This window comes from Rhodococcus sp. IEGM 1370, assembly GCF_033142325.1.
In the GTDB taxonomy this organism is placed as follows: domain Bacteria; phylum Actinomycetota; class Actinomycetes; order Mycobacteriales; family Mycobacteriaceae; genus Rhodococcoides.
Genome location: NZ_JAWLRY010000004.1, coordinates 42,831 through 67,094 on the forward strand (window position 1 = coordinate 42,831; position 24,264 = coordinate 67,094).

At 64.2% G+C, this 24,264-nt stretch carries 25 protein-coding genes; 13 read left to right on the forward strand and 12 right to left on the reverse strand.

Annotation, left to right across the window (positions count from 1 at the left end):
* Positions 1-6 precede the first annotated feature (6 nt).
* The 5 genes from R4P47_RS08415 to R4P47_RS08435 form a co-directional block, all read right to left on the reverse strand.
* Positions 7-1,524 carry an APC family permease gene (locus R4P47_RS08415; RefSeq protein ID WP_068046212.1) on the reverse strand — a complete coding sequence of 506 codons (1,518 nt, stop codon included), beginning with the start codon at positions 1,522-1,524 and terminating at the stop codon, positions 7-9.
* A complete protein-coding gene (locus R4P47_RS08420; protein ID WP_317548374.1) occupies positions 1,517-2,371 on the reverse strand; it encodes a universal stress protein in 855 nt (284 codons plus the stop codon). The genes R4P47_RS08415 and R4P47_RS08420 overlap by 8 nt, the downstream gene beginning before the upstream one ends.
* Before the next feature lie 28 nt (positions 2,372-2,399).
* Entirely contained in the window at positions 2,400-4,337 is a 1,938-nt protein-coding gene (locus R4P47_RS08425; protein WP_317784526.1) for a primary-amine oxidase, read from the reverse strand.
* Positions 4,334-5,773, reverse strand: a complete 1,440-nt coding sequence (locus R4P47_RS08430; RefSeq protein ID WP_317784527.1) for a gamma-aminobutyraldehyde dehydrogenase — start codon at positions 5,771-5,773, stop codon at positions 4,334-4,336. The genes R4P47_RS08425 and R4P47_RS08430 overlap by 4 nt, the downstream gene beginning before the upstream one ends.
* Before the next feature lie 98 nt (positions 5,774-5,871).
* Complete coding sequence (locus R4P47_RS08435) at positions 5,872-6,534, reverse strand: TetR family transcriptional regulator (RefSeq protein ID WP_317784528.1); 663 nt, start codon at positions 6,532-6,534, stop codon at positions 5,872-5,874.
* A gap of 70 nt (positions 6,535-6,604) precedes the next feature.
* Between R4P47_RS08435 and mqo the strand changes: the two genes are divergently transcribed.
* Complete coding sequence (gene mqo, locus R4P47_RS08440) at positions 6,605-7,927, forward strand: malate dehydrogenase (quinone) (protein WP_317784529.1); 1,323 nt, start codon at positions 6,605-6,607, stop codon at positions 7,925-7,927.
* 9 nt (positions 7,928-7,936) lie between these two features.
* A complete protein-coding gene (locus tag R4P47_RS08445) occupies positions 7,937-8,932 on the forward strand; it encodes an MBL fold metallo-hydrolase (RefSeq protein WP_262498446.1) in 996 nt (331 codons plus the stop codon).
* Positions 8,933-8,938: 6 nt separating this feature from the next.
* Here the strand turns inward: R4P47_RS08445 and R4P47_RS08450 are convergent, their stop codons facing one another.
* Both R4P47_RS08450 and ramB read right to left on the reverse strand, forming a co-directional pair.
* Entirely contained in the window at positions 8,939-9,721 is a 783-nt protein-coding gene (locus tag R4P47_RS08450) for an LLM class flavin-dependent oxidoreductase (protein WP_317784530.1), read from the reverse strand.
* A gap of 18 nt (positions 9,722-9,739) precedes the next feature.
* Positions 9,740-11,152, reverse strand: coding sequence for an acetate metabolism transcriptional regulator RamB (gene ramB / locus R4P47_RS08455; RefSeq protein WP_068046182.1), 1,413 nt, complete (start codon positions 11,150-11,152; stop codon positions 9,740-9,742).
* A 147-nt stretch (positions 11,153-11,299) separates the two neighbouring features.
* On the opposite strand from ramB, the gene R4P47_RS08460 reads away from it, so the two are divergent.
* Positions 11,300-11,704 carry a hypothetical protein gene (locus R4P47_RS08460; RefSeq protein ID WP_317784531.1) on the forward strand — a complete coding sequence of 135 codons (405 nt, stop codon included), beginning with the start codon at positions 11,300-11,302 and terminating at the stop codon, positions 11,702-11,704.
* Between the two features lie 173 nt (positions 11,705-11,877).
* On the opposite strand, the gene R4P47_RS08465 is transcribed toward R4P47_RS08460, so the two are convergent.
* Positions 11,878-12,801 (reverse strand): DUF559 domain-containing protein, encoded by a 924-nt coding sequence (locus R4P47_RS08465; RefSeq protein WP_317784532.1) that lies wholly within the window; start codon positions 12,799-12,801, stop codon positions 11,878-11,880.
* Between the two features lie 531 nt (positions 12,802-13,332).
* Here R4P47_RS08465 and aceA point away from each other — a divergent pair.
* The 4 genes from aceA to R4P47_RS08485 all read left to right on the forward strand — a co-directional run bounded on the left by aceA (position 13,333) and on the right by R4P47_RS08485 (position 17,161).
* On the forward strand, positions 13,333-14,622 hold the full coding sequence (aceA, locus tag R4P47_RS08470) for an isocitrate lyase (RefSeq protein WP_037186862.1): 1,290 nt from the start codon (positions 13,333-13,335) through the stop codon (positions 14,620-14,622).
* Positions 14,623-14,782: 160 nt separating this feature from the next.
* Positions 14,783-15,658 carry a 3-hydroxybutyryl-CoA dehydrogenase gene (locus R4P47_RS08475; protein WP_149406627.1) on the forward strand — a complete coding sequence of 292 codons (876 nt, stop codon included), beginning with the start codon at positions 14,783-14,785 and terminating at the stop codon, positions 15,656-15,658.
* A 90-nt stretch (positions 15,659-15,748) separates the two neighbouring features.
* Positions 15,749-16,024, forward strand: a complete 276-nt coding sequence (locus R4P47_RS08480) for a hypothetical protein (RefSeq protein ID WP_317548381.1) — start codon at positions 15,749-15,751, stop codon at positions 16,022-16,024.
* A gap of 96 nt (positions 16,025-16,120) precedes the next feature.
* Positions 16,121-17,161, forward strand: coding sequence for an NAD(P)-dependent alcohol dehydrogenase (locus tag R4P47_RS08485; RefSeq protein WP_068046175.1), 1,041 nt, complete (start codon positions 16,121-16,123; stop codon positions 17,159-17,161).
* A gap of 79 nt (positions 17,162-17,240) precedes the next feature.
* Here R4P47_RS08485 and R4P47_RS08490 read toward each other — a convergent pair whose 3' ends face one another.
* Positions 17,241-18,098, reverse strand: a complete 858-nt coding sequence (locus R4P47_RS08490) for a PPK2 family polyphosphate kinase (RefSeq protein ID WP_094641047.1) — start codon at positions 18,096-18,098, stop codon at positions 17,241-17,243.
* Positions 18,099-18,131: 33 nt separating this feature from the next.
* On the opposite strand from R4P47_RS08490, the gene R4P47_RS08495 reads away from it, so the two are divergent.
* Positions 18,132-18,593 carry a PPOX class F420-dependent oxidoreductase gene (locus R4P47_RS08495; protein ID WP_317784533.1) on the forward strand — a complete coding sequence of 154 codons (462 nt, stop codon included), beginning with the start codon at positions 18,132-18,134 and terminating at the stop codon, positions 18,591-18,593.
* Between the two features lie 45 nt (positions 18,594-18,638).
* On the opposite strand, the gene R4P47_RS08500 is transcribed toward R4P47_RS08495, so the two are convergent.
* Complete coding sequence (locus R4P47_RS08500) at positions 18,639-19,628, reverse strand: iron-siderophore ABC transporter substrate-binding protein (protein ID WP_317784534.1); 990 nt, start codon at positions 19,626-19,628, stop codon at positions 18,639-18,641.
* A 16-nt stretch (positions 19,629-19,644) separates the two neighbouring features.
* Complete coding sequence (locus tag R4P47_RS08505) at positions 19,645-20,190, reverse strand: type 1 glutamine amidotransferase domain-containing protein (protein ID WP_188078704.1); 546 nt, start codon at positions 20,188-20,190, stop codon at positions 19,645-19,647.
* 62 nt (positions 20,191-20,252) lie between these two features.
* Between R4P47_RS08505 and R4P47_RS08510 the strand changes: the two genes are divergently transcribed.
* Positions 20,253-20,429 carry a hypothetical protein gene (locus R4P47_RS08510; RefSeq protein WP_156516042.1) on the forward strand — a complete coding sequence of 59 codons (177 nt, stop codon included), beginning with the start codon at positions 20,253-20,255 and terminating at the stop codon, positions 20,427-20,429.
* On the opposite strand, the gene R4P47_RS08515 is transcribed toward R4P47_RS08510, so the two are convergent.
* A complete protein-coding gene (locus R4P47_RS08515) occupies positions 20,426-21,166 on the reverse strand; it encodes a TetR/AcrR family transcriptional regulator (protein WP_068046163.1) in 741 nt (246 codons plus the stop codon). The two genes, R4P47_RS08510 and R4P47_RS08515, sit on opposite strands and share 4 nt — an antisense overlap.
* Positions 21,167-21,239: 73 nt before the next feature.
* Here R4P47_RS08515 and R4P47_RS08520 point away from each other — a divergent pair, with 73 nt between their 5' ends.
* From R4P47_RS08520 to R4P47_RS08535, 4 genes are all read left to right on the forward strand, one after another.
* Positions 21,240-22,514, forward strand: a complete 1,275-nt coding sequence (locus tag R4P47_RS08520; RefSeq protein ID WP_188078706.1) for a DUF445 domain-containing protein — start codon at positions 21,240-21,242, stop codon at positions 22,512-22,514.
* A gap of 73 nt (positions 22,515-22,587) precedes the next feature.
* Entirely contained in the window at positions 22,588-23,055 is a 468-nt protein-coding gene (locus tag R4P47_RS08525; protein ID WP_052047273.1) for a helix-turn-helix domain-containing protein, read from the forward strand.
* A complete protein-coding gene (locus tag R4P47_RS08530) occupies positions 23,048-23,836 on the forward strand; it encodes a heparin-binding hemagglutinin (RefSeq protein WP_269595136.1) in 789 nt (262 codons plus the stop codon). Before R4P47_RS08525 ends, R4P47_RS08530 begins: the two co-directional genes overlap by 8 nt.
* A 67-nt stretch (positions 23,837-23,903) precedes the next feature.
* Positions 23,904-24,197 carry a DUF2516 family protein gene (locus R4P47_RS08535; RefSeq protein WP_068046153.1) on the forward strand — a complete coding sequence of 98 codons (294 nt, stop codon included), beginning with the start codon at positions 23,904-23,906 and terminating at the stop codon, positions 24,195-24,197.
* Positions 24,198-24,264 lie beyond the last annotated feature (67 nt).

Below are 24,264 nucleotides of genomic sequence, written 5' to 3' on the forward strand. Positions count from 1 at the left end.
AGGCCGCTAGTCTTCGACGATCAGCGACGGAGTATCACGGCGGAGAATGTTGCCCTTGAAGAATTCCGGCTTGCGCAGTGCAACCACCGCCATGACGACCATGCCGAGAACGATGATGCCGACGCCGATGAGGAACACCATGCCGATGCCGAACAGTGATGAGCCACTGCCGAATTCGGGGTCCCAAGCGTCGACCGAGGTCTGCACGAACACCACTGCCATGCCGACGCCACCGAGCAGCGGAGCCAAGAACTTGAAGAACACGTTGCGTGTGCTGGTGAACAGCTCTTCGCGGAAGTACCAGACACAGGCGAATGCGGTGATGCCGTAGTAGAAGCAGATCATCAGTCCGAGCGCGGCGATGGTGTCGGTGAGAACGTTGTCGCTCACCACCCGCATCACGGCGTAGAAGCCTGCGGACGCTCCTCCTGCCACCAGCGTCGCGAAGCCCGGGGTGCTGAATCTCGGTGTGATGGAAGCGAACCGCTTCGGTAGGGCCTGGTAGTGCCCCATCGCCAGCAACGTGCGGGCCGGCGAGATGAACGTGGCCTGCAGCGAGCTGGCGGAGCTGCTCAACACGGCCAGGGACAGCAGGATCGCGAACGGACCCATCACCGGCCCGGCGAGGGCGGCGAACACGTTGTCGGTCGTGTCGGGATTCTGCAGTCCGTTTCCGGTGTCACCGGTGCCGGCGAAGAGCAAGGTGGCCACTGCGGTGAGCAAGTACAGCACGATGATGAAGAACACTGTGACCAGCGCAGCGCGTCCGGGAATCTTTGCGCTGCCGGAGGTTTCCTCGTTGACGGTCAGACAGACGTCCCAACCCCAGTACATGAAGATCGACAGCGACAGGCCGGCCGTGAACGCCGAGAAGCTCGGAATGCCGAACGGATCGAACCAGTCCAGGCTGAACGAGATGTCCTCGGCCCCGTCGCCTGCACCGACCTTGACGAACGCGGCCACGATGAACCACGCCATGACCAGCAGTTGGAAGCCGAGCATCGTGTATTGGACACGCTTGGTCTCCTGCATGCCGCGATAGCAGAGCCACGCTGCCAGCGCCATGAACACCAGGCAGGTGACGATGTTGACGAGCTTGTTGCCGGTCAGGTCGGCCAGTGAGTCGTTGCTGGTGACCTGGGCGAGAAAGAGGTAGAAGAAGTCGACGGCCACTCCCGCCAGGTTCGAGAGCACGATGATGGTGGCCGCGATCAGGCCCCATCCGCCCATCCAGCCGACGTACGGGCCGAAGGCCTTCGACGCCCACGTGAACGACGTGCCGCTGTCGGGCTCGGCCGCGTTGAGTTCGCGATAGCCCAACGCCACCAACAACATCGGGATGAAGCCGACGATGAAGATTGCGGGCAGGTGCACCCCCACCTCGGTGACAGTCGGCCCGAGCGAGGCGGTGAGCGCGTACGCGGGTGCGATGGTCGAGATGCCCAGGACCACACTCGCGAGCAACCCAAGCTGGCCGGCCGACAGGCCCTTGGACTCGACGTCCACTACCTTGTGCTCATTCATCGCCGGCCTCTCTCGGAACAACGATCATCGGAACGGGAACGACCCGAAGCATCTTGGCGGCAACAGATCCCAAGAACAGGCGGTGAGGTTGGGCCAGTCGCGACGACCCCACCATCAACACGTCGCCGTCGTGCCAGTCGAGCGAGGAGGCGGCCTTCTCGATGCCGGAGCCCTCCGCCACTCGCAGCTGCACGTCCGATCCCGCGGGCATTTCCGCTTGCACGGTGCGCAGCACTTCCTCGGCCTTGGCGAGACCACTCTGTCCCCGTGCCGATTGCTCTTCGGCGGACACGAGGGAGAGCAGGCGCAGCGGCAACTCTGCGGTGACGGACAGGTCGGTGGCTGCCTCGATGAGCTCCGCTGCCCCTGGACGATTTCCGATAGCGCAGGTGATCTCGCGAATGCGTTGCGGCGGAGAATGTCGATACCCCCGCGGAGCCAGCGCGAGCGGCACATGAGCCACGTGCAGCAGATCGCTGGTGACGGTACCGATCGAATGGCGTCCGAGCAGACCGTCACCGGCCGCACCGACCACGATCATGTACGCGTCGAACTCACGGACGGCGTCGAGCAGGCCCTGAGCGAAGGACTCGTCGAACAACAGGTGCGCGCGTGCCTGCACGTCCTCGGGTACGAGGGTGAGTGCCTCGTCGAGCCAGCCGGTGGCCCGATCGATCAGGATGTCGTCGTATCCGGCCTCGACCGGCGCTTTGGACGGCACCGGACGCTCCTGCGGCAGCACCAGACAGATGTCCAGCGACGCCTGCAGCGAACGCGCAAGCGTTGCCCCCAGGGCGATTCCGTCAGCGCCACTCGGTGTTGCCTGGTACCCCACGATCAGACGCATGGGCGGACCTTCCCTGAGGTTGGGCGAGCTAATGGCAGGTGCTACCGGGATCGGTGTGGCACGACTTCGGTTCCGACGGTGCGACGTCGAGCGAGGGGTTGCGATCGAAGAACCCGAACGGCTTGAGCCAGAACGAGACCGTGTCCGCGGGCATCACCGGCCAGTCCTCCGGCCGAGTGATGTGGTGGATGCCGAAGGTGTACCAGACGACGACATCGGTGTTCTCGATGCTGCGATCCTTCTCGGTCCACTCCGGAAGCCCGTGGTCGACGCCGCTCTGATTGACGAACTCGCCGCTGGGCCAACGCTCGTCGGGTGAGTTCGGGGTGACCCAGACGGTGTGGCCGATCACCTGGGCGCGCTGGAAGATCGGCGACGCGGGATCGAACATCGACGGAATCGCCGCTCCCGGAACCAACTTGTAGGCGGGCCGGGTGCCGAGGCCGTTGGTGACGTTGTCGTTGACGACCTTCCACGCCTTCTGGGTGTTCCAGTCGTAATCCTGCTTGCCCTCGGCCTCGGTGGTCAGGGGAGTGTTGACCTGAGTCAGTGCGAGACCGTAAGGATTGTCCGGACCCATCGGAACTCGTTGCGTCTCACTGGCATACACGGTGTTCTCGGTGCCGTCGATGTCCAGATCGAGTCGGGCGACCAGGAAGTGCTGGTGGTAGGGCGCGTAGGTCCGGTTGTCGACCAGAGTTCCCGACGGATGCGTGCCGCCCTCGGCAAAGTGCGTGACGACCATGATGCCCGTAGCACGAACCTCGCACTCGATGTTGCCGTCCTGATAGAACCGCCAGTAGACGAGGTACTCGTAATTCGCCACGGTGGCATGGAAGCTGACCGTGAGGCGACGCATCCGCCGCACCTCGGCTCCGGCATCGTGATCGACGTGCTTCCACAGCACGGCGTTGTCTTCCTCGTGGATGCAGATCGCGTTGGTGATCGTGTACGGCTCACCCTTGCTGTTGTGCAGTACCGCGTCGAGATAACGGATCTCGCCGAGGCAGTCGCAGCCCAGCTCGAGGGAGGTGGTCATGAAACCGAGACCCCACTCGCCGATGTCGAACGCGGTGCGTCGATAATGATCCTCGGTGTGATCGCGATAGGGAACCACCATCTCCGCGAACGAGATTCGATTGGCGACGGACCGCACGTTCCCGTTGTCGTTGTAGCTGACGGCGTGCAGCGTCATGCCCTCGCGGTAGTTGAAGCCGACTCGCAGCGACCAGTTCTGCCACGTCAACTTGTTGCCGTCGAGCTCGAACGAGGGCCCGTCGGACTGAGTGATCTCGAGGCGCTTCAAGGGCGGGCGTGTACTCGCGTTCCTGATTCGCTCCGGGATATGGCGAGGGACGTACTCGCCCATGATCTCCGGACGCTCGACGCGATACGTGTCCTCGATCTCGAGCAGCTCCATCGTGTTCACGTCGATCACGCAGTGAAATCCGCCCACCGGTCCGGCGTAGGGATTGGCACCCTCGGCAGCTTTGACCCACGTGTCGGACCAGCCGAGGCGTCGACCCTTGTACTTCTCGGGCGTCACCGCCTCGCCGTAGGTCCAGGTGTCCATGAACACCAGATCCAGATCGGTGATACCGCGATCGGCAAGGGCGGCAATCACATCGGGGTGGGCGCGGAGAGCCGCGTCGGCCTCCTCCCACTCGTCGACGGTGAAGTTGGGCTGTACATCCGGGATGTGCGTCCACGATTCGGTGGTGCGATCGTCCAGCGACACGACGGCCTTGAAGGTCGTGTTCTCGGCGCGGTTCAACACCACCGAGACTGCTCGACGCGCTGGCACGGTCCCGGACGCGTCGAACGCGGTGATCTCGGACTTCGCGGGCTCGATCATCTCGATCGAGGCGTAGCGCCAGCCGTCGCCCACGCCGTGATCGCGGCCGAGAACCTCGGCTACGGCGGCGAATTCGTCGCTGGACAGGGGATCGAGGGGATGAAAAGTCATCGAAGTGTCTCCGTCGAGCTCATGACGTGCTTGATGCGGGTGTAGTCCTCGACGCCGTACGCCGAGAGGTCCTTGCCGTAACCGGAGTACTTGAATCCACCGTGCGGCATCTCCGCCACCAGCGGAATGTGGCAGTTGACCCAGACGGCACCGAAGTCCAACGCCGCCGAGATGCGGAGTGTGCGTCCGTGATCGGAGGTCCAGACGCTCGATGCGAGTCCGAAGTCGACGTCGTTGGCCAGTGCGATCGCCTCGGCCTCGTCGGTGAACTTCTGCACCGTGAGCACCGGGCCGAATGTCTCTTCCTGCACGATGGGGTCGGACTGCTGCACGCCGGTGATGATGGTGGGCTCGAAGAAGAATCCCTTGTCGCCGATGCGCTTGCCGCCGGTGACGATGGTGGCATGAGCGCCGATGCCGTCGACCTTTGCGCTCACCTGACCGAAGTGGTTGACGTTGTTCAGTGGGCCGAGGAAGGTATCGGGGTCGTCGGGCAGGCCGACCTTCAGCGTCTTCGCCTTGGCTACAAGGGCATCGACGAGGGCGTCGTGTACCGACTCGTGCACCAGTACGCGGGTCACGGCGGTGCAATCCTGGCCGGCGTTGAAGAACGCAGCCTCGGCAATTCCGTCCGCGGCCTTGCTGATGTCGACATCGTCGAACACGATTGCCGGTGCCTTGCCGCCCAATTCGAGGTGGGCCCGCTTGAGCTGCTTGGCGGCGGCCACGGCCACCGCGATGCCGGCGCGGACAGATCCGGTGATCGACACCAGGCCTGGAGTCTTGTGTTCGACGATCGCCGCTCCGGTGCCGCCGTTGCCGAGAACGACGTTGAACACTCCGTCCGGAACGATGCCCTTGGACAGCTTCGCCAACACCAACGTGCTCTCGGGAGTGGTGTCACTTGGCTTGAGCACGATGGTGTTTCCGGCGGCCAGCGCGGGACCGATCTTCCAGATCGCCATCATGAACGGGTAGTTCCACGGCGTCACCTGGCCGACGACACCGATCGGTTCGCGTCGAACATAGGAGGTGAAGCCGTCCATGTACTCGCCCGCCGACTTGCCCTCGAGCATCCGGGCCGCGCCGGCGAAGAATCGAATCTGATCGGCACCGACGGTGACTTCCTCGGCGGCGATGGTGGCCTTGGGCTGGCCGGTGTTGCGGCTCTGCGCTTCGACGATCTCGTCGCTGTGCGCTTCGATGGCGTCGGCGAGCTTCAGCAGCACCTTCTGCCGTTCGCCCGGCGTCGTCTTGCCCCAGGTCTCGAATGCGCTGGCAGCGGCCGACATCGCGGCCTCCACATCGGCGGCGTCGGACACGGGGGAGTGGGCGACAACCGACTCGTCCACCGGATTCACCACATCGAGCATCTCGGTGCCCGAGGGCGTCACGAACGCCCCGTCGATGTAGTTCTGCAGGACAGGCACCGTCATCACTGAAACCCCTAGCGTCGACTGTTTCGGTTCTGCAAAGCCTGCACCTACGGACGAGACTTCGCCACCCGACAAGATGTCCAATACTTCCCTTCGAATCAGGACGAGATGTCGGTCTCTCGCGCCAGAGCTCTGACGCCCGCGATGAAGGTATCGAGACCGAGTTTCTCGAACGCCGCTCTAGCCGTGGCATCGCCCAGATGCGGGGCGGCAGCGAGTATGTTCGGGAACTCGTCGGGATCGAGTGATTCCATCGTCGACGCCACCTCGTGCTCGACGTGTGCCCGACGCTCCGGCTCGACCTCGACGCCGGTGAACAACGGTTCCGTGATCAGAGAAATGGCGACCCGAACACCCTGACGAGCGAGCTGGGTGGCGTCGGGAACGGAGAAACCGGCCTCCCGCAGGAGTTTCAGGCTCAGTTCCATCGCCGCTCTGCTATTGGGAGAGAACAGCATCCGGGGTACCACGATGGTCGCGGCTCCCGGGTGTGCGCGCAGGGCGCGCATGAAGTCCTCGTGCACGGTGCGCAGTTGGTCCCACCACGCAGCGGTGGGATTCGCGGTGATCTCGATGTCCTGGCAGACGCGGTCGCCCATGGCATCGAGTAGCTCGTCCTTGTTCTCGACGTGCCAGTAGATCGCCATGGGGGACACGCCCAGTTCGGTGGCGATCTTGCGGATGGTGAGCGAGTCCAATCCGCGGTGGTACGCGACGTCCAGCGCGGCGTCGACGACGGCAATCCTGGTCAGGCGGGGCATCGGCAGAACTATACAGCTGTACGAGTCGGTGCTAGCGTTACTTGTACTTAGTACGAGAAAGGGGCGGAAAGTGGACGACGTCATCCTCGTCGGCGGCGGAATCATGAGCGCGACTTTGGGAACGCTGCTGCAAAGACTGGAACCGAGTTGGTCCATCCGAGTACTCGAGCGATTGCCTCGGGTGGCAGCCGAAGCATCCGACGGATGGAACAACGCCGGAACCGGTCATGCAGGTCTGTGCGAGACCAACTACACGACACTGCGATCCGACGGGTCGGTCGACATCGATCGAGCCGTGGGGATCGCCGAGCAGTTCGCGACCACCCGGCGCTTCTGGTCGACGCTGCCCCAGGCGGACTTCGTGCGCCCGGTGCCGCACATGACGCTCGTACGGGGTGCCGAGAACGTCGAGTTCCTGCGCGCACGGCACAGGGCGTTGCGTGCGCATCCACTGTTCGAGGCAATGGAGTACACCGAAGACGCTGCGGTGCTTCGGCAATGGGCACCGCTGGTGGCAGAGGGCAGGACGGGGACGTGGGCGGCGACCCGAGATGCCACGGGTACCGACGTCGACTTCGGCTCCGCGACGCGGCAGCTGTTCGATGCCATGTCTGCCGCAGGCGCGAGCGTCGAGACCGGCCGTGAAGTGCGAGGGTTGACGCAGGACACAGATGGATCCTGGCGACTCGACGTGCGCGGCGGTCGGCCGGTGGAGCGTGCTCGCTTCGTGTTCGTCGGAGCCGGTGGCTGGGCTCTGAAGCTGCTGCGCCGAGCCGGAATTCCCGAGGCGCGAGGCTACGGACTGCTGCCGATCAGCGGGCAGTTCCTGCGCTGCGATCGACCCGAGCTGGTCGATGGGCACGACGCCAAGGTGTACGGCACTCCGCCCATCGGAGCTCCGCCGATGTCGGTGCCGCACCTGGACACTCGAATCGTCGACGGGCGGCGATCGATTCTGTTCGGACCGTTCGCCGGGGCGAACCCGAAGTTTCTGAAACACGGATCCCTGATGGACCTTCCACGCTCGGTCAACGCGGACAACATCGGCTCGCTGCTGTCGATGGCCCGCAGCAACACTCCGTTGATCGGGTTGCTGCTCTCCGAGCTGACCGCGACGCGGAGCAGGAAGATCGCTGCGCTCCGTGAGTTTCTGCCGCGCGCCGATTCGGCGGACTGGTCCATCGCCGACGCCGGGCAGCGCGCCCAGATCGTGAAGGACAGTGCACTGCAATTCGGCACCGAAGTGGTTGCCTCGAAGGACGGTACGATCGCCGCCGTGCTCGGCGCGTCTCCCGGTGCATCCACTGCCGTGCCCATCTTGATCGAGCTGTTGACTCGGTGCTTCCCGAACCGACGGTGGGACTCCCACCTGAACGAGCTGCTCACCGGCTAGCCTGTGGCGGTGGCAGACACAGAGGTGGGGTACCGACAGATCGCCGACGACACCTGGGCATTCATGCGGCCGCCCGGAAGCTGGGGCCAGACGAACACCGGCCTCATCGTGGGACCGGGTTCTGCGTCGATGCTGATCGACACGGTGTGGGACGTGAACTGGGCAGAACGCGTCGTTGCCGACACCGCCGAGCTGGTGGCCGACGCGCCGATCACCGAAGTGCTCAACACCCACTCCGACGGTGATCACTGGTGGGGAAACGACACCGTCCCCACCTCGGCTCGCATCACCACCAGTGCCGCTTCACTGCACGCCATGAAGGAGGAAACACCTCCGAAAGGTGTGCACGCGTTCGCCTCCCTCGGTGCGAGGATCGGCTGGGTGCCGGGACCGGTCGGTGCAATGGGCTCCTACATGAACCGGGTCCGCGGTGACGCCACCTTCCCCGGCGCTCTGCCGCGGCTGCCGGACCACACCTTCGAGACCACCGAGACCATCGACGTGGCAGGACGATCCGTACACCTGCGATACCTGGGCCCGGCGCACACCGAAGGCGACCTCATCGCACACGTACCCGACGTCGGAGTGGTGTTCGCCGGCGACCTGTTGTTCATCGACGCCACCCCGGTGCTCTGGCACGGTCCGCTGCAGAACTGGATCGACGCCCTCGACCACCTCCTCGAGCTCGATGCCGCCGTCTACGTCCCGGGCCACGGACCCCTGTGCGGCACCGCCGAGATTCGCGCCCTCCGCAACTACTGGACCTGGGTGTCCGAGGCCGGGCGCAGCTGCTTCGACGCCGGACTCGCGCCTACCGAAGCCGCCCAGAACCTGCTGAAGTCAGGCGAATTCGGACAGTATGCGCACTGGGACTCACCCGAACGACTCATCCTGAGCATGAGCACCCTCTACCGCCTGTGGCGAGGTGAGCCGCCTGCGCCACCCACGCTGACGCGTCGAGCACGTGCGTTCGCGGACGCGGGGAGATTCTTGCGAGAGCACTAGGTGTGCTCACCGCGAGTGCGGCTCCGGCGCGCCGAACTGCTGTGTCAACGATGCCGCGTGTGCGAACAGTGTGGTCGGATCCGGTTCGGCTGCAGAGGGTTCCAGTACGACGGTGGTGGCACCGGCATCGATCCAGCGTTGCAGGTTGTTCGTCGCGTCATCGGGGCCTGCGGCAACGTAGACGACCACGTCGTGGGCGGGTCCGCCGTCGATGTGCCCGATGGCCGTTCGCACCTGATCCGGTGACGTCTCGCTCGTGAGGATGGTTCCCACAGCGGTGCGGCCGCTCAGGGCGAGGGTCTTCGGCCCCGTCGCACCGACGAGCAGCGGCGGCGGTTGCAGCGGAGGCCAATTCAGCTGCACGTTGTCGAGTGAGACGTACCGACCCTGCACGGTGACGCTCTCGCCCGCCAGCAGTGAGGTGAGCGCCGTCATCTGCTCGCTCAGCAACGTCAGCGGCGACTGTACGCGCGCCCCGATCTGGCCCATCCACGACTGCACACCGTGTCCGAGCCCGACGCGGAGCCGCCCTGGGTGGACTCGGGCGACGGTAGCGATCTCCATGGCGGTGGCTGCCACGTTCCGCATCGGAGTGGGTAGCACCCCGATGCCGACGTTCAAGCGTTCGGTGTTCGCGAGAACCAGTGCAGCGGTGGACAGTCCGCCGGAGTAGAAGCAGTCTTCCCACAACCACACTTCGTCGACGCCTGCCCGGTCGGCTGCACGTGCCGCCTCGACGAGATCCTCCGGCGCAAGTTCGGGTCTGAGTACAACGCCGATTCGTGTCATTGCAGTCTTCCTTTCTTCTCAGCGAACGAGGTAGGGGGACACAGAACTTCGGTGCTCGTCGATGTCGAGGTCCTTACCCAGTGGCGGGAATGCGCGTTGCGGGCAGTTCGAGCGCTCGCACACCCGACAGCCCGCTCCGATCGGCGTCGCCGCTGCCGATCCCTGCACGTCCAGACCGTCCGCGTACACCAGCCGTCCGGCGTGGCGAAGTTCGCAACCGAGGCCGATGGCGAAGGTCTTGCCGGGCTGACCGTATCGTGCGGCGCGTCGCTCCACGGTCCGCGCGATCCACAGATAGCTGCGGCCGTCGGGCATCTCGGCGATCTGCGTCATGATCTTGCCCGGATACGCGAACGTCTCGTACACATTCCACAGCGGGCACGTGCCGCCGCTGGACGAGAAGTGAAAACCTGTGGCGGACTGACGCTTCGACATGTTTCCGGCGCGGTCGACGCGGACGAACGAGAAGGGCACACCCCGCAACTCGGGTCTCTGCAAGGTGGAGAGTCGATGGCAGATGGTCTCGTAGCTGACCGAGAAGAAGGCCGAGAGCCGCTCGATGTCGTACCGGAAATCCTCGGCCACGTCATGGAACTGGTGATACGGCAACACGGTCGCGGCCGCGAAGTAGTTCGCGAAGCCGAGCACCGCCAACTTCTTGGACGACTCACTGGTGAAATTGCCTTCGTCGGCCATCTTCTGCAGCAGGTCCCCGCATTCGAGATAGGCGAGTTCGGCGGCGTACTTGAACACCTTCTGCCCGCCGGACAGATGCGGTGAAATCTCCAGTACTCGCGTCTGGGGGTCGAACCGGTGCAGCACGTTCTCGCCGAGGTCGATCCGATTGACGATCTGCACGTCGTGGACCGTCCGCAGCCGCTTGGCGATCTCGCCGCCGATATCGGCGCGATGGAACCGGATCCTCGAGGTCAGAGCCTCTGCTGCAGTGTCCAGTTCGTGCAGATAGTTCTGTCGCTGATAGAAGTAGTCGCGCACTTCCTCGTGCGGCTTGCTGATGGAACCGCTGCCACTGCCGTCCGAGAAACGCTCCTCGGTAGCAGCCAACAGCTGAGCCGTCGTATTGCGGTATCGACGGTGCATGTTGACCATCGCCCGCGCCAGCTGCGGGTGCGAGCTGACCATCTGCGCGATCTCGTGCGCGTCGGCGTCGATCCCCATGTCCTGATCGAGCGCGACCTCACGGAGTTCGGCAACCAGTCTGGTGTCGTCCTCGGAGGAGAAGAACGAAGTGTCCACGCCGAACACCTCGGAGATCCGCAGCAGCACCGGCACCGTCAGTGGACGCACGTCGTGCTCGATCTGGTTGAGATAGCTGGCCGAGATTCCCAGCTTCTGCGCCAGCGACACCTGACTCATGCTGCGTTCGCTGCGGAGCTGCCGAAGCCGCACGCCGACGAAGGTTTTGGACATATCGCCAGGCTACGCCTGCGAAGAATTGCCTTAACAGCATTGGCAATCGGCTGCTGAGTCACAATTCGGCGTTCATCGGGAACATTAGCCGAAGTAAAGGCGTATACCGGTATACGAGCTATTCACCACGCACCACGAGGAGCGGTCATGTCCAACCGTCAACGCACATCCGAAGTTTTCAGGGACGTCGTCGTATTCGTCACCGGAGCCGTACTCGTCGCATCCACCGTCTGGCTTCCCGTCCAGGGCGACCAGGAAGTCACCGGTGCCATTCTGGTGCTCGGCATTCTCGCTGCATCGACCGCGCTGTGGGCCATCGGATCGTCGTCGAGGCAAAGCCACTGGACCCATGTCGGCCTCGGCCTGCTGCTCGCGGTCTCGCCCGCACTGATGGTGTTCCCGTCCGGATTGCTGGCTGCGGACCTGTTCGCCATCATCGGCGGAGTCGTGATCGCCGCGATGGGTGCGCTCGGGGTGCTCTCCTCGCGTCGGACACCGACCACGTCGCGAGTGGTTGCGACCAGCGACGAGCGTAGCGGCGTCCGTATCTGAGACTTCTTTGCAACTGGTGCTCCACTCCCGGGGGTATGTGCGACGAATGTCGTGCACGGCTCCGGGAGTGGAGCATTTTGTGCTTTCAGGGCCTGGTGGAACAGGTGCTCCACTCGACGCGGCAGATCCGCTGGATCCCGCATACGAGCACGGGAGTGGAGCACCGTGTGCAGTCATCGCCTCGATTCCCGACGTCGTCGGATCACCGACGCGATCTCGCCGGCGATGACGTCCGGTGCAGCCAGTACGTCGAATGCCGAGTAGCGCAGCACCAGCCAGCGATCGAGCACCAGCGCGTTCTGCCTGCGCCGATCCTTGCTGAATACTCCAGCTGCACTGTGGAATTCGCGTCCGTCCACTTCGACGATCGTTCGGCTGCGACGGTCGACGAGGTCGCAGATGTAGGGACCGACTGCCGCATTCATCTCCAAGTACAGCCCGATCCGGTGCAGCGCACGTCCCAGTGCCCGCTCCGGTTCCGAGGCGAATCTGGTCACTGCCAGCCGAACTTGGCGAGCCAACTCTGCGTTGCCGCGTCGACCCGGGAATCGTTCGAGCAGGCGGAGCAGCGACGCGGGGTGGAGTCCGAACTTCAGGCGTTCGTCGATCAGCAACTCGGCCTCGGCGCGGGGGAGTACCGCCAGGCAATCGAGAATCGTCTGTGCGGGAGTGGTGCACGGCAGGGTCTCGACCTCGTCGACGAGCCTGGAATCGAGTGTCCGACGGTGCAGCCGAAGCCATGGCGGCGGCCGCAATCTCACCGAGCGAGGGACCGTGGCGTCGAGGGTGGTCGGTTCGGTCGTCCAGCCCCGTAGGTATGCGGCCGACCGGTGACTGAGCACGGCGTCCGGTCGCCACAGCGAAACGGCCCGACATCGATCCATCGTCGACGGTTCCCCTCGCATGTGGACCGTCGGCAGAACACGGGTGAAGCGTCGCGAGACGGTGCTGGGGTGGAGCCCGGAGGCCAGGAGCTGCTGAAAGGTGGCGGGGCCGGGAGTGGAGCCTGCGGAATGACCCTTCGGTCTGGGAGTGGAGCCTGCGTAATGACCTGTGGGTCCGGGAGTGGAGCCTGCATCGGTGTTGTCGGGTGTCATGTTTGCAGCGTCGGGGATGGTGCAGATGTCCCCCGAAGCTCGACCTGGGGGAATGGAATGCCCTGTGGATAGCTGCGTGTCTGTGGATGAGTGCACGTTGCGCTCCACTCGGGGGCGTCGGACGCGTGATTCCCGCGGCAAAGGCGTCGAGTGGAGCACCCCGTGCATGTCCACATTTTGAGATCGGAGTGCTGTGATGTCAGTCACAACGGCGACGACTTCTGACTCGATTCAGACGGCTGCGTCAAACCGTACAAGCGTCCTGTATGAGTTTTTGTTCATTGCGTTCATCAACTGGGGATTCATCGCTACTGGCGAGTAACCGTGCCGTCCGATCCGAGAGGTTTGCGTCGACCAAAAATTTGCAACATTAGCAAGGTGCTCGGGAAAGCTAGCCAAGATTGGCACTAACAACTGGTAGACGCATGTTTTCGGTTGTGCCATTGTTTTGGAGTACACCAGAAGGGCCTGGCAACGATGTGAAGATTCGTCTCGAGGCAGGCCGAGAAGCAGAAGAGACTGGAGCTGAAGATGTCGACCACCGGCACCCCGAAGACCATCGCCGAGATCCAGCAGGATTGGGACACCAACCCCCGCTGGAAGGGCGTCACCCGTAACTTCACCGCACAGCAGGTCTCCGACCTCCAGGGCACCGTCGTCGAAGAAGCGACCCTCGCTCGCCGCGGCAGCGAGATCCTGTGGGACCTCGTCAACAACGAGGACTACATCAACTCGCTCGGTGCCCTCACCGGCAACCAGGCCGTGCAGCAGATTCGCGCCGGCCTCCAGGCGATCTACCTCTCCGGCTGGCAGGTCGCAGGCGACGCCAACCTCTCGGGCCACACCTACCCGGACCAGAGCCTCTACCCGGCCAACTCGGTCCCCTCGGTCGTCCGTCGCATCAACAACGCACTCCTGCGCGCCGACGAGATCGCCAAGATCGAAGGCGACACGTCCGTCAAGAACTGGGTCGCCCCGATCGTCGCCGACGCCGAAGCCGGCTTCGGTGGCGCACTGAACGCCTACGAGCTGCAGAAGGCCATGATCGTGGCCGGCGCCGCAGGCGTGCACTGGGAGGACCAGCTCGCATCGGAGAAGAAGTGCGGCCACCTCGGCGGCAAGGTTCTGATCCCCACCCAGCAGCACATCCGTACCCTGACCTCGGCACGCCTCGCGTCCGACGTCGCCGACGTCCCGTCGGTCATCATCGCCCGCACCGACGCCGAGGCAGCCACGCTGATCACCTCCGACGTCGACGAGCGTGACCGTGAGTTCCTCGACGGAACCCGCACCGCAGAAGGCTTCTTCGGCGTCAAGAACGGCATCGAGCCCTGCATCGCCCGTGCGAAGGCCTACGCTCCGTACGCAGACCTCATCTGGATGGAGACCGGCGTGCCGGACCTCGAGGTCGCCAAGAAGTTCTCCGAGTCGGTTCGCAGCGAGTTCCCGGACCAGCTGCTCGCCTACAACTGCTCGCCTTCGTTCAACTGGAAGGCGCACCTGGACGACGCGACCATCGCCAAGTTCCAGAAGGAACTCGGAGCCATGGGCTTCAAGTTCCAGTTCATCACCCTCGCAGGCTTCCACTCGCTCAACTACGGCATGTTCGACCTGGCACACGGCTACGCCCGCGAAGGCATGACCGCGTTCGTCGACCTGCAGGAGCGCGAGTTCAAGGCTGCCGAAGAGCGCGGCTTCACCGCCATCAAGCACCAGCGTGAGGTCGGTGCCGGCTACTTCGACCGCATCGCCACCACCGTCGACCCCAACACCTCGACGGCAGCACTGAAGGGCTCCACCGAAGAAGGCCAGTTTCATTAACCGCCTCTCCTGACCTTCAGCGCACTAGTCGGGCGGTCCGCAACTTTCGTTGCGGGCCGCCTGTTCTGTACAACGAAGGTTTTGGACGTACCCGGCAAGAGTTACCCTCATCTCACTAAAAGCTGTTGTGCTGCAACATTATTGGCTAGGAGTTTGCTGTATGACGGTCGAGAGGGTGGGGATCGTCGGGGCCGGGCAGATGGGGGCAGGAATAGCCGAGGTGTGTGCCCGCGCCCATGTCGACGTGTTGGTCCACGAACAGACCCGCGAACTGACCAGCGCCGGGCGCACCCGCATCCTGAGGTCCCTCGACCGCGGAGTGAGTAGCGGCAAGATCACCGAACGCGAGCGAGAGCACGCCGCGGCCAGGCTGCGATTCACCTCCGACCTCGCCGACTTCGGCGATCGCCAACTCGTCGTCGAAGCAGTACTCGAAGACGAGAAGATCAAGGCCGACATCTTCGCCGAGCTCGACTCGGTGGTGACCGACCCCGACGCCGTCATCGCCTCGAACACCTCCTCCATTCCCATCGTCAGCCTGGGAGCCGCGACGACGGCACCCGGCCGCGTCGTCGGTCTGCACTTCTTCAACCCGGTCCCGGTACTGCCACTCGTCGAACTCGTCACCACCGACCTGACCGCACCGGCCGTGGCCGACCGCGCCGAGCGATTCGCAGGCGACGTTCTCGGCAAACAGGTCGTGCGCTCGGCCGATCGCTCGGGCTTCGTCGTCAACGCGTTGCTCGTGCCCTATCTGCTCTCTGCGATTCGCATGGTCGAATCCGGATTCGCCACCAAGGAAGACGTGGACAAGGCGACGGTGCTCGGTCTGGCGCACCCGATGGGGCCGCTCGCACTCGCCGATCTCGTGGGGCTCGACACGGTCAAAGCCATTGCCGACGCCATGTATTCGGAGTTCGGAGAACCTCTCTTCCTGGCGCCCCCGCTACTGCTGCACATGGTCGAATCGGGGCACGTGGGCAAGAAGGCCGGAGCCGGGTTCTACCGCTACGAGAACGGCCGGATCGCAAAGTAGACCCCGCAGCGGGCGGGTTGCCCCGCGACGGTCGTCGGAGCGCTATTGTCGGTCTGCGAACGCAGTCACTTCGATCACAGGAGCGTGTCAGTGAGCAAGTCCACGAAGTCGAACGGTGTGGTTCCCAAGGCATTCGGGATCGGGTTGGCCGCCACCGGTGCCGCCCACTTCGTGGTGCCGGAGGCGTTCGAGGGAATCACCAAGCTCCCGTTCCCCAAGGACACTCGAACCTGGATCAGTCGTAACGGTGCCACCGAATTGGCCGTCGGCGCGGCGATTGCATACCCCAAGACGCGTAAGATCGGACTTGTCGGTCTGGTGGCGTATGTTGGGTGGCTTGGCATCAATATCGCCAAGAACAGCTGACGTTACTGTTGCGAACGACTCGTTTAGAGCAGGAATAGCCTGGTCGAGGCGGTAGCTGCCTTGCGCTCGCACTGATGCGTAGGTAGCAATATAGATATGACTTCAGCTACCGCTTACCAGGCCACCGCTCCGGACGCCCCGCTCGAGAAGGCGACGATCGAGCGGCGCGCCGTCGGACCGAACGACATCCTCATCGACGTCAAGTTCGCCGGCATCTGCCACTCCGACATCCACACCGCCCGTAACGAGTGGGGCGGCACCACGTACCCCGTCGTCCCCGGGCACGAGATCGCAGGCATCGTGGCCGAGGTCGGCTCCGAGGTGACCACCCGCAAGGTGGGCGACCGCGTCGGCGTCGGCTGCTTCGTCGACTCCTGTGGCGAGTGCGAGGCGTGCAAGGACGGCGACGAGCAGTACTGCACCAAGGGCGTCGTACAGACCTACAACTCGGAGACCTACGAGGGCGAGTTCACCCACGGCGGCTACTCCACCCAGATCGTCGTGACGGAGAAGTTCGTCCTCGGCATCCCGGAAGGCGTCGAGCTCGACGTCGCCGCGCCCCTGCTGTGTGCGGGCATCACGCTGTACTCGCCGCTCAAGCACTGGGGAGCCGGCCCCGACAAGAAGGTCGCCATCATCGGTATGGGCGGCCTCGGACACATCGGCGTCAAGATCGCCCACGCCATGGGTGCCCACGTCACCGTCCTGAGCCAGACCGACGCCAAAGAGGCCGACGGCAAGGCCTACGGTGCCGACGAGTACTACGCCACCAAGGACACCACGGCGCTGAAGGATCTGCAGGGCAAGTTCGACCTGATCCTCAACACCGTCTCGGCGAACCTGCCCATGGGCAAGTACCTCGGACTGCTCGCCCGCAACGGCACCCTCGTCGAGCTCGGCGTTCCCGAGAAGCCGCTCGAGGTGCCCGCGTTCAACTTGCTGGCCAACCGTCGTTCGTTCGCCGGTTCCATGGTCGGCGGCATCGCCGAGACCCAGGAAATGCTGGACTTCTGCGCCGAGCACCACATCGGTGCCGAGATCGAGGTCATCCCGGCCGAGAAGATCAACGAGGCCTACGACCGCGTCATCAAGTCGGACGTGCGCTACCGCTTCGTGATCGACGCAGCCACGCTGTAACTGTCACCTTGGACGAGTGAATGGTCCGTTGACCTGCCCAGACGGGGGTCGATGGACCATTCACGCTTTCGAAGTGGGTTCAGCTCTCGGCCAGCCGCTTCTTCTCGTGCTCGACGTCGAAATCCGCAGCGGGCCAATCGAGATCGAGCTTCTCCAGAGTGTCGATCAAAATCTCCGTGACGGCCAAGCGGCTGTACCACTTGCGGTCGGCAGGGACGACGTACCAGGGCGCATGATCGAAGTCCGTGCGATCGAGAACCCGCTGATACGCCGCCCGGTACTGCGGTAGAAAACCACGCTCGGTGACGTCGCCCGGGTTGTACTTCCAGTGCTTCTCGGGTCGGTCGAGTCGCTCCTGCAGTCGCTTCTTCTGCTCGTCGGCCGAGACGAACAAGGCCACCTTGACCACGACGGTGTCCTCGTCGACCAATTCCTTCTCGAAGGCGTTGATCTCGTCGAATCGCTTCTCCCACACCTGCCGCGGCACCAGATCGTGAACCGCGACGACGAGAACGTCCTCGTAGTGGGACCGATCGAACACCCCGATCCGGCCGGCCCGCGGAAGTGCCTTGCGGATGCGCCACAGGTAGTGATGCTGCTTCTCTTCCTGAGTCGGCACCCCGAACGAGGCGAGGTCGACGCCCTGCGGATCGACCATCCCGATGACGTGCTTGACCATGCCGCCCTTGCCCGCGGTGTCCATGCCCTGCAGCACCAGTAGAACCGACTTGGTTCCGCCCGCGCGACCGTGGGCATAGAGCTTCTCCTGCAGCGCTGCCAGCACTGCACCGCGCTGCTCAAGCACATCGTTACCGTGCGCTTTCGCGCCGTCGAAACCCGGAGTTGCCGTGAAATCGATGTCCTCCACACGGGGAGAGGAACTGGCCCGCAGCACATCGACGGGAGAAAGAGTCCACAGTTTCGACTTGTCGGCCATAGCCGAGAAGACTACTTCTCTACCATGGGATTCATGGCCCCTACCATTGCAAAAGCAGAGACCGTGTCGCGTGAGCAACTGCTCGAATTCGTATCTCCGCGGCACCACCACACCCTGATCACCCGCAAGCGCGACGACGGTCTGCAGGTCTCCCCGGTCTCGGCCGGAGTGGACTCGGAAGGCCGCATCGTCATCGCCACCTACCCCGAGCGCGCGAAGGTTCACAACATCCGCCGCAATTCCGCCGTCACTCTGCTGGTGCACAGTGACGACTGGAACGGCGACTACGTCCAGGTCGACGGTACGGCCGAGATCATCGATCTTCCCGACGCCGTCGAGCCGTTGGTGGAGTACTTCCGCAGCATCGCCGGCGAGCACTCGGACTGGGACGAGTACCGCGCGGCGATGGTGAAGCAGGGAAAGTCGTTGATACGCATCGTGATCGACACCTGGGGACCGATCGCCGCGGGTGGATTCCCGCCAGGGAGAGTGTGACAAGCCCGCCAGGGAGGGTGTGACGATCCCCGGCGGGCTTGTGATCTAGCCCTTCAACGGTGCCGCGAACAGTGGCACTGCGTTTTCCAGTGCGTATCGGGTGCCTGCGACCGAGGCGGCCGAGAATGCGTTGGACAGGTCGGTGTCACCGAGGACCACGAGGCGTCCGTCCCGTGCCGACGGCAGGCCCTGGATCGACGGGTTGTCGGTGATCACCTCGGGTCCGGTGCCGATGGGAAACATGACGGTGAGGTCGGCGTCGAGAGCGGAGATGTTCTCCTCGGACAGTTCGATGCTGAACGCTCCGGGCTCGGCGCGGTCCTGGACGGCCGGTGTGTTGGTCAGGCCGAGCGATTCGAGGAAGTCAACGCGGGTGTCGCCGCGGACGTAGGCACCGACCTGTCCGCTGTAGAGCGTGCCGACGGCGACGGTCTTGTCGGCGAATTCGGGGTTGGCCGCGATGGTGTTTTCGAACAATGCCTCGGTCTCGTCGACGAGCTGCTTGCCCTCGTCGACCTTGCCCAGTGCCTGCGCGACGATCTCGGTCTGCCCGTCCCAGGTGGTGCCGTAGGCGACGTCGGTTCCCGGAGGTGCCGCGACGGTCGGTGCGATGTCGGACAGGTCGTCGTAGACAGCCTTGTCGTTGGTGCTGCGCGTCCACAGAATCAGGTCCGGTTCCAGAGCCGCCACCGATTCCATGTTCACGTCGAAGGTGCCGACGATCGTGGGGTCGGTGTCGTAGGACTCGTCGACCCATGGACCGAGGCCGTTGCCGCCGACGCCGAGCCAGTCACTGGCTCCGACGGGTTGTACACCGAGGGCGAGCGCAGTTTCGGCATCGGACCAACCGAGTGCGACCACTCGCTGCGGGTTCGCAGGGACTTCGACGTCGCCGAACATGTCGGTGACGACGACACCGCCGGCCTCGGAGGAATCGGCGCTGTCGCCGTCGCCGGCGTCGGAGCTGCATGCGGTCAGGGTGAGAGCGAGGGCGAGGACTGCCGCAGGCAGAGCCAAGGAACGAGAAATGCGCATAGGGCACGCTAACCTATCAAGCGCTGAAATGCTCCACGATCTTCGCGCAGAAGGCGGGCAGGTCGTCCGGGTTCCGGCTCGAGATCAGATTGCCGTCGACGACCACTTCCTCGTCGACGACCGTGCCACCGGCGTTGCGAATGTCGGTTCGGATGCTCGGGTAGGACGTCAATGTGCGGCCCTTCAGAACGTCGGCTTCGACGAGTGTCCAGGCCCCGTGGCAAATGACGCCGACGGGCTTGCGGGCTTGTACGAACGAGCGGACGAACTCCACGGCGTCCGCATCGACGCGGAGTTGATCGGGATTGGTGGTTCCGCCGGGCAGGATCAATGCGTCGAAGTCGTCGGCCGAGACGTCGGCGACGACGCTGTCGACGGTGAAGGTGTCTGCGGCATTGACGTCACCCTCCATGGCTTGGATGTCACCGTGGTCGAGCGAGACCAATGTGACTGAGGCCCCGGCCTTTTCGACGGCTTCGCGGGGCTGCACCAGCTCGACCTGCTCGACGCCGTCGGTGGCGAGAATCGCGATGCGGCGTCCGGTCAATGTTTCGGTAGTCATACCTTCTCGGATGTCCGACCGGGCCTGATCTCAAACTGACGAGCGATGGTACGAATGGAGACATGAGCGACTCACCCATCGAAACCCCGACCGAGGATCGCGTCGAACAGAATCTGCCGATCGCGGACGAGCCCGACGAGCCGAACGCAGATGATCTGCCCATCGAGGCCGACGCCCGCGACGTGCTGGATCAACGAGCAGAAGTGCCCGTGGACGACGACGGGTACGACGAGCGCTAAGGCGTGTTCGGCTCCTCGTCGACCAACGGATGCGGCTGTGACTTGAATTTTGCGGGGGAGCCGTCGGCCATCGCGACCCCGTGGATTCCGCCCCACATCATCATGCAGAGGTAATCGATCAGATCGTCCGCGGACATCGACTTGTTGGAGATCCACCAGTGCGTGGCCAACTGGACCGCGCCGACGATGGCGAAGGCCCACGGCACCGAACCACCGGAATCCATTTCGCGTTGCCGTAGGCGTTCGCCCAGCACCGTGGAGAGCAACTCGGCGATCATCCGCTCGGACTCGGCGACGACATCGCGGTTGTTGCCGGCGTTGTTCGCCATGACGTAGAGGTAGACCTCCGGATCGGTGGCCACCGTCTCGACGTAGGCGGTCACGACGATGCGGGTGAGCTCGTACTCGTCGAGTTCGTGTGCGATCGCCGAGTAGATGCGCGGGGCAAGCGTGGTCTCGACGTACCGAGACATGGTGGCGCTCGTCAGATCGTTCTTGTCGGTGAAGTAGCGGTAGAGCACCGTCTTGGAGATACCGATCTCCGACGCGATCTCGTCCATCCCGATCTCGCGGCCGCGCAACCGGATCGCGGCCAACGTGCCGTCGACGAGCTCTTCGCGGCGGGCGATCTTGTGCTCACGCCAACGACGTTTTCGGCCGTCCGGCTTCTCGACCTTCGGCTTGTCCTCGCTCGGCTCGGACTCGTCCAGCTTTGCCTCCGTCGTATTTCTCGCCACAACCCCACCCTATGCGCCTTGTCCGACACCATTGCAGGCTGCGTCCGGTTGGTCTGCCGAGATTCTGGGCACAATGTCGGTTGTGCAGCTCATGAACTTCGACGACGAGACCAAACGTCGCGACCTCCGCAAGATGAAAACAGTGGCGACGGGCTTTCTCGTCTTCGCATCGATCGTCTATCTCTTCTGCCGGTGGCAGGAGTCGACGGGTGCCGGTGCATGGGTCGGATACGTGCGCGCGGCGTCGGAGGCCGGAATGGTCGGCGCGCTCGCGGACTGGTTCGCGGTGACTGCGTTGTTCAAACACCCGCTGGGGATCCCGATTCCGCACACGGCTCTGATCAAGAAGAAGAAGGACCAGCTGGGCGCGAGCTTGAGCTCGTTCGTGGGTAGCAACTTCCTCGCCCCCGAGGTGGTGTCCGAGAAGGTCGCGTCGGCGCAGGTTCCGTTGCGGCTGGGTACCTGGCTCGCTCAGCCCGACAACGCCGAACGCGTCGCGGCCGAGGCGGCGACCGTGTTGCACGGCGTCGTCGACGTGCTCAACGACGAGGACATCACCGCGGTCATCGACAGCACCATCGTGCGGCGTCTCGCCGATCCTCAGTGGGGCCCGCCCATCGGCCGGATCCTCGACGAGTTGCTCCGCGAGAACCGTCAGCTGCCGTTGATCGACATGCTCGCCGAGCGCGCCCACCAATGGGCTCTCGGCAGCCAGGAGATGATCGATCGCGTCGTGGCGCGAGATTCCCCGAACTGGTCGCCGAAGTTCGTCGACACGCTGCTGGGGGAGAAGGTCTACAAGGAACTCGTCGAGTTCACCTGGAAGATCAGGTCCAACCCCGAGCACGACGTGCGTCTGGCCGCCAACAAATTCTTGGTCGACTACGCCAACGATCTGCAGCACGACCCGACGACCATCGAGAAGGCGGAGAAGCTCAAGGCGCAGATCATGGGCCGCGAGGAGATCACCGGGCTCGCGGCAGCGACCTGGAAGGTGGCCAAGCGGCTGATCACCGAGTCGGTCGACGATCCGACGAGCACGCTGCGCACAAAGATCAAGGAGAACACCGTCAACCTCGGAGTGCGGCTCCGCGACGACGAGGAGCTGCGCGGCAAGGTCGACGGTTGGCTCCTCGGTGGGGCGAGCTACATCGCCGCGAACTATGCCGACGAGATCACCACGATCATCGGCGACACCGTCGCGCGCTGGGACGCCGAGGAAGCGAGCAAGAAGATCGAACTGCAGGTCGGACGCGATCTCCAGTTCATCCGGATCAACGGAACCGTCGTCGGATCCATCGCCGGACTGGCCATCTACACGATCTCGGATCTGATCTTCGGGCACTAGTGCTAGCAGAGTGCTTGCAATAGTTAGCACCCTTCGGTACCGTCCAGTAGGACACCGAAAACAGGAGGCCGAGATGGCCGATGACGAGGGGGATCTGGTCGCCAAGGCGACCGAGGCGACGCAGGTCGTCGCCGAGGCGGGGGATCTTGTCGCCGCAGTCGTGACGACTGCAGCTCAGGACATCGGAAGCTACATCCGGTCGCAACGGGAAGCCGCGCAGGTATCGATGCGGCAACTCGCCAGCCGAGCCGGAGTGAGCAACCCCTACCTGAGCCAGATCGAACGCGGACTGCGCAACCCGTCCGCAGAAGTGCTAGCGCAGATAGCCAAGGGTCTGCGCGTCTCCTCGGAGGTGCTGTACGTCCGGGCCGGGATCTTGGAAGCGCGTCCCCACGGTCCGGTGCGCGAAGCTCTGCTCGGCGATGAGCACATCACCGAACGGCAGAAGCAAGTGCTGATCGAGATCTACGACTCGTTCTGTCGTGAGAACGAGTCGACGCAGGAGCCCGAACCCGACGAACAGGAGACACCCGATGTCTGATTCCAAGAACTTCGAGAACGTCAAGACCCCCATCTTCGCCGCCGTCGGCGCAGGCGACGCCGTCGTCCAGGCAGTAGCGGACGTCGTTGCCCAGGTGCGTTCGCGCGCCGAGAGCCGCACCAGCGAGGTCAACGCCCGCATCGCCGACCTCTCCGAGGACGTCACCGAAGGCGTCGAGAGCCTGCGCGAGCGGCTCGCGAACCTGCCCGCAGAGCTTCCCGACGAGATCGCCGAACTGCGCGAGCGCTTCACCCCCGAAGAGCTCCGCAAGGTTGCCGAGGCATACCTCAAGGTCGCCTCCGACCTCTACACCTCGCTCGCCGAGCGCGGCGAAGAGACCGTCGAGCGCATCCGCCGCACCCCGGCCGTCGAAGAGGGCCTCGAGCGCGCCAACACCGCAGCCAACGACGTCGTCGACCTCACCGAGCAGGCCCTCGGAACCGTCGCCTCGCAGACCCGCGCAGTCGGCGAGCGAGCCGCTGCTCTGGCCGGCATTGCGTCGGACAAGGTTCGTGAAGGCGCCGACGAGATCTCCGAGGCCGCCGACGAGCTCGCCGAGAACATCGACGAAGCAGGCGACGAGGCCAAGGACAAGGCCGTCGAGGCTTCCGACAAGGTGAGCGGCGTGGCAGGCAAGGTCGAGGCCAAGACCCGCAGCAGCGCGAACTCGCCGATCAAGAAGACCCCGGCTCCGGCCAAGAAGACGGCTCCGGCACCGGCTGCCAAGAAGACCGCCCCGGCTCCGGCCAAGAAGGCTCCCGCGAAGAAGACCACTCGCTAAAGCATTCGTAAAGAAAACGACCCCTGCGCCGCGCGGCGCAGGGGTCGTTTCTCGTACACTGGCGCACGTGAGCATCGCCGGCAGCTTCAGCTACTACATCCTGACCTTTCTCCAGATCCTCGGAGTGGTGGGCGCAGGATTCGCGATCTTCCACGCACTGCGCCAGCGCCCCGACGCCTTTCCGGCAGTGGACAAGCTGACGAAGACCAAATGGCTGGCCATTCTGTTCATCGGTCTACTGCTCATTCTCGTCTCGGGTGTGATCGGCTTCCTGGGTATCATCGGCGTCGTCGCCGTGTGCGTGTACCTCGTCGACGTCCGTCCCAAGGTCGACAGCATCCAGCGCGGACCCCGCTGGTAGGTAAGTCGCATCGACGTCAACTCCTGTGTGGGCGTACCCTCTACCGCACCCGCTCGGGGGGATACAG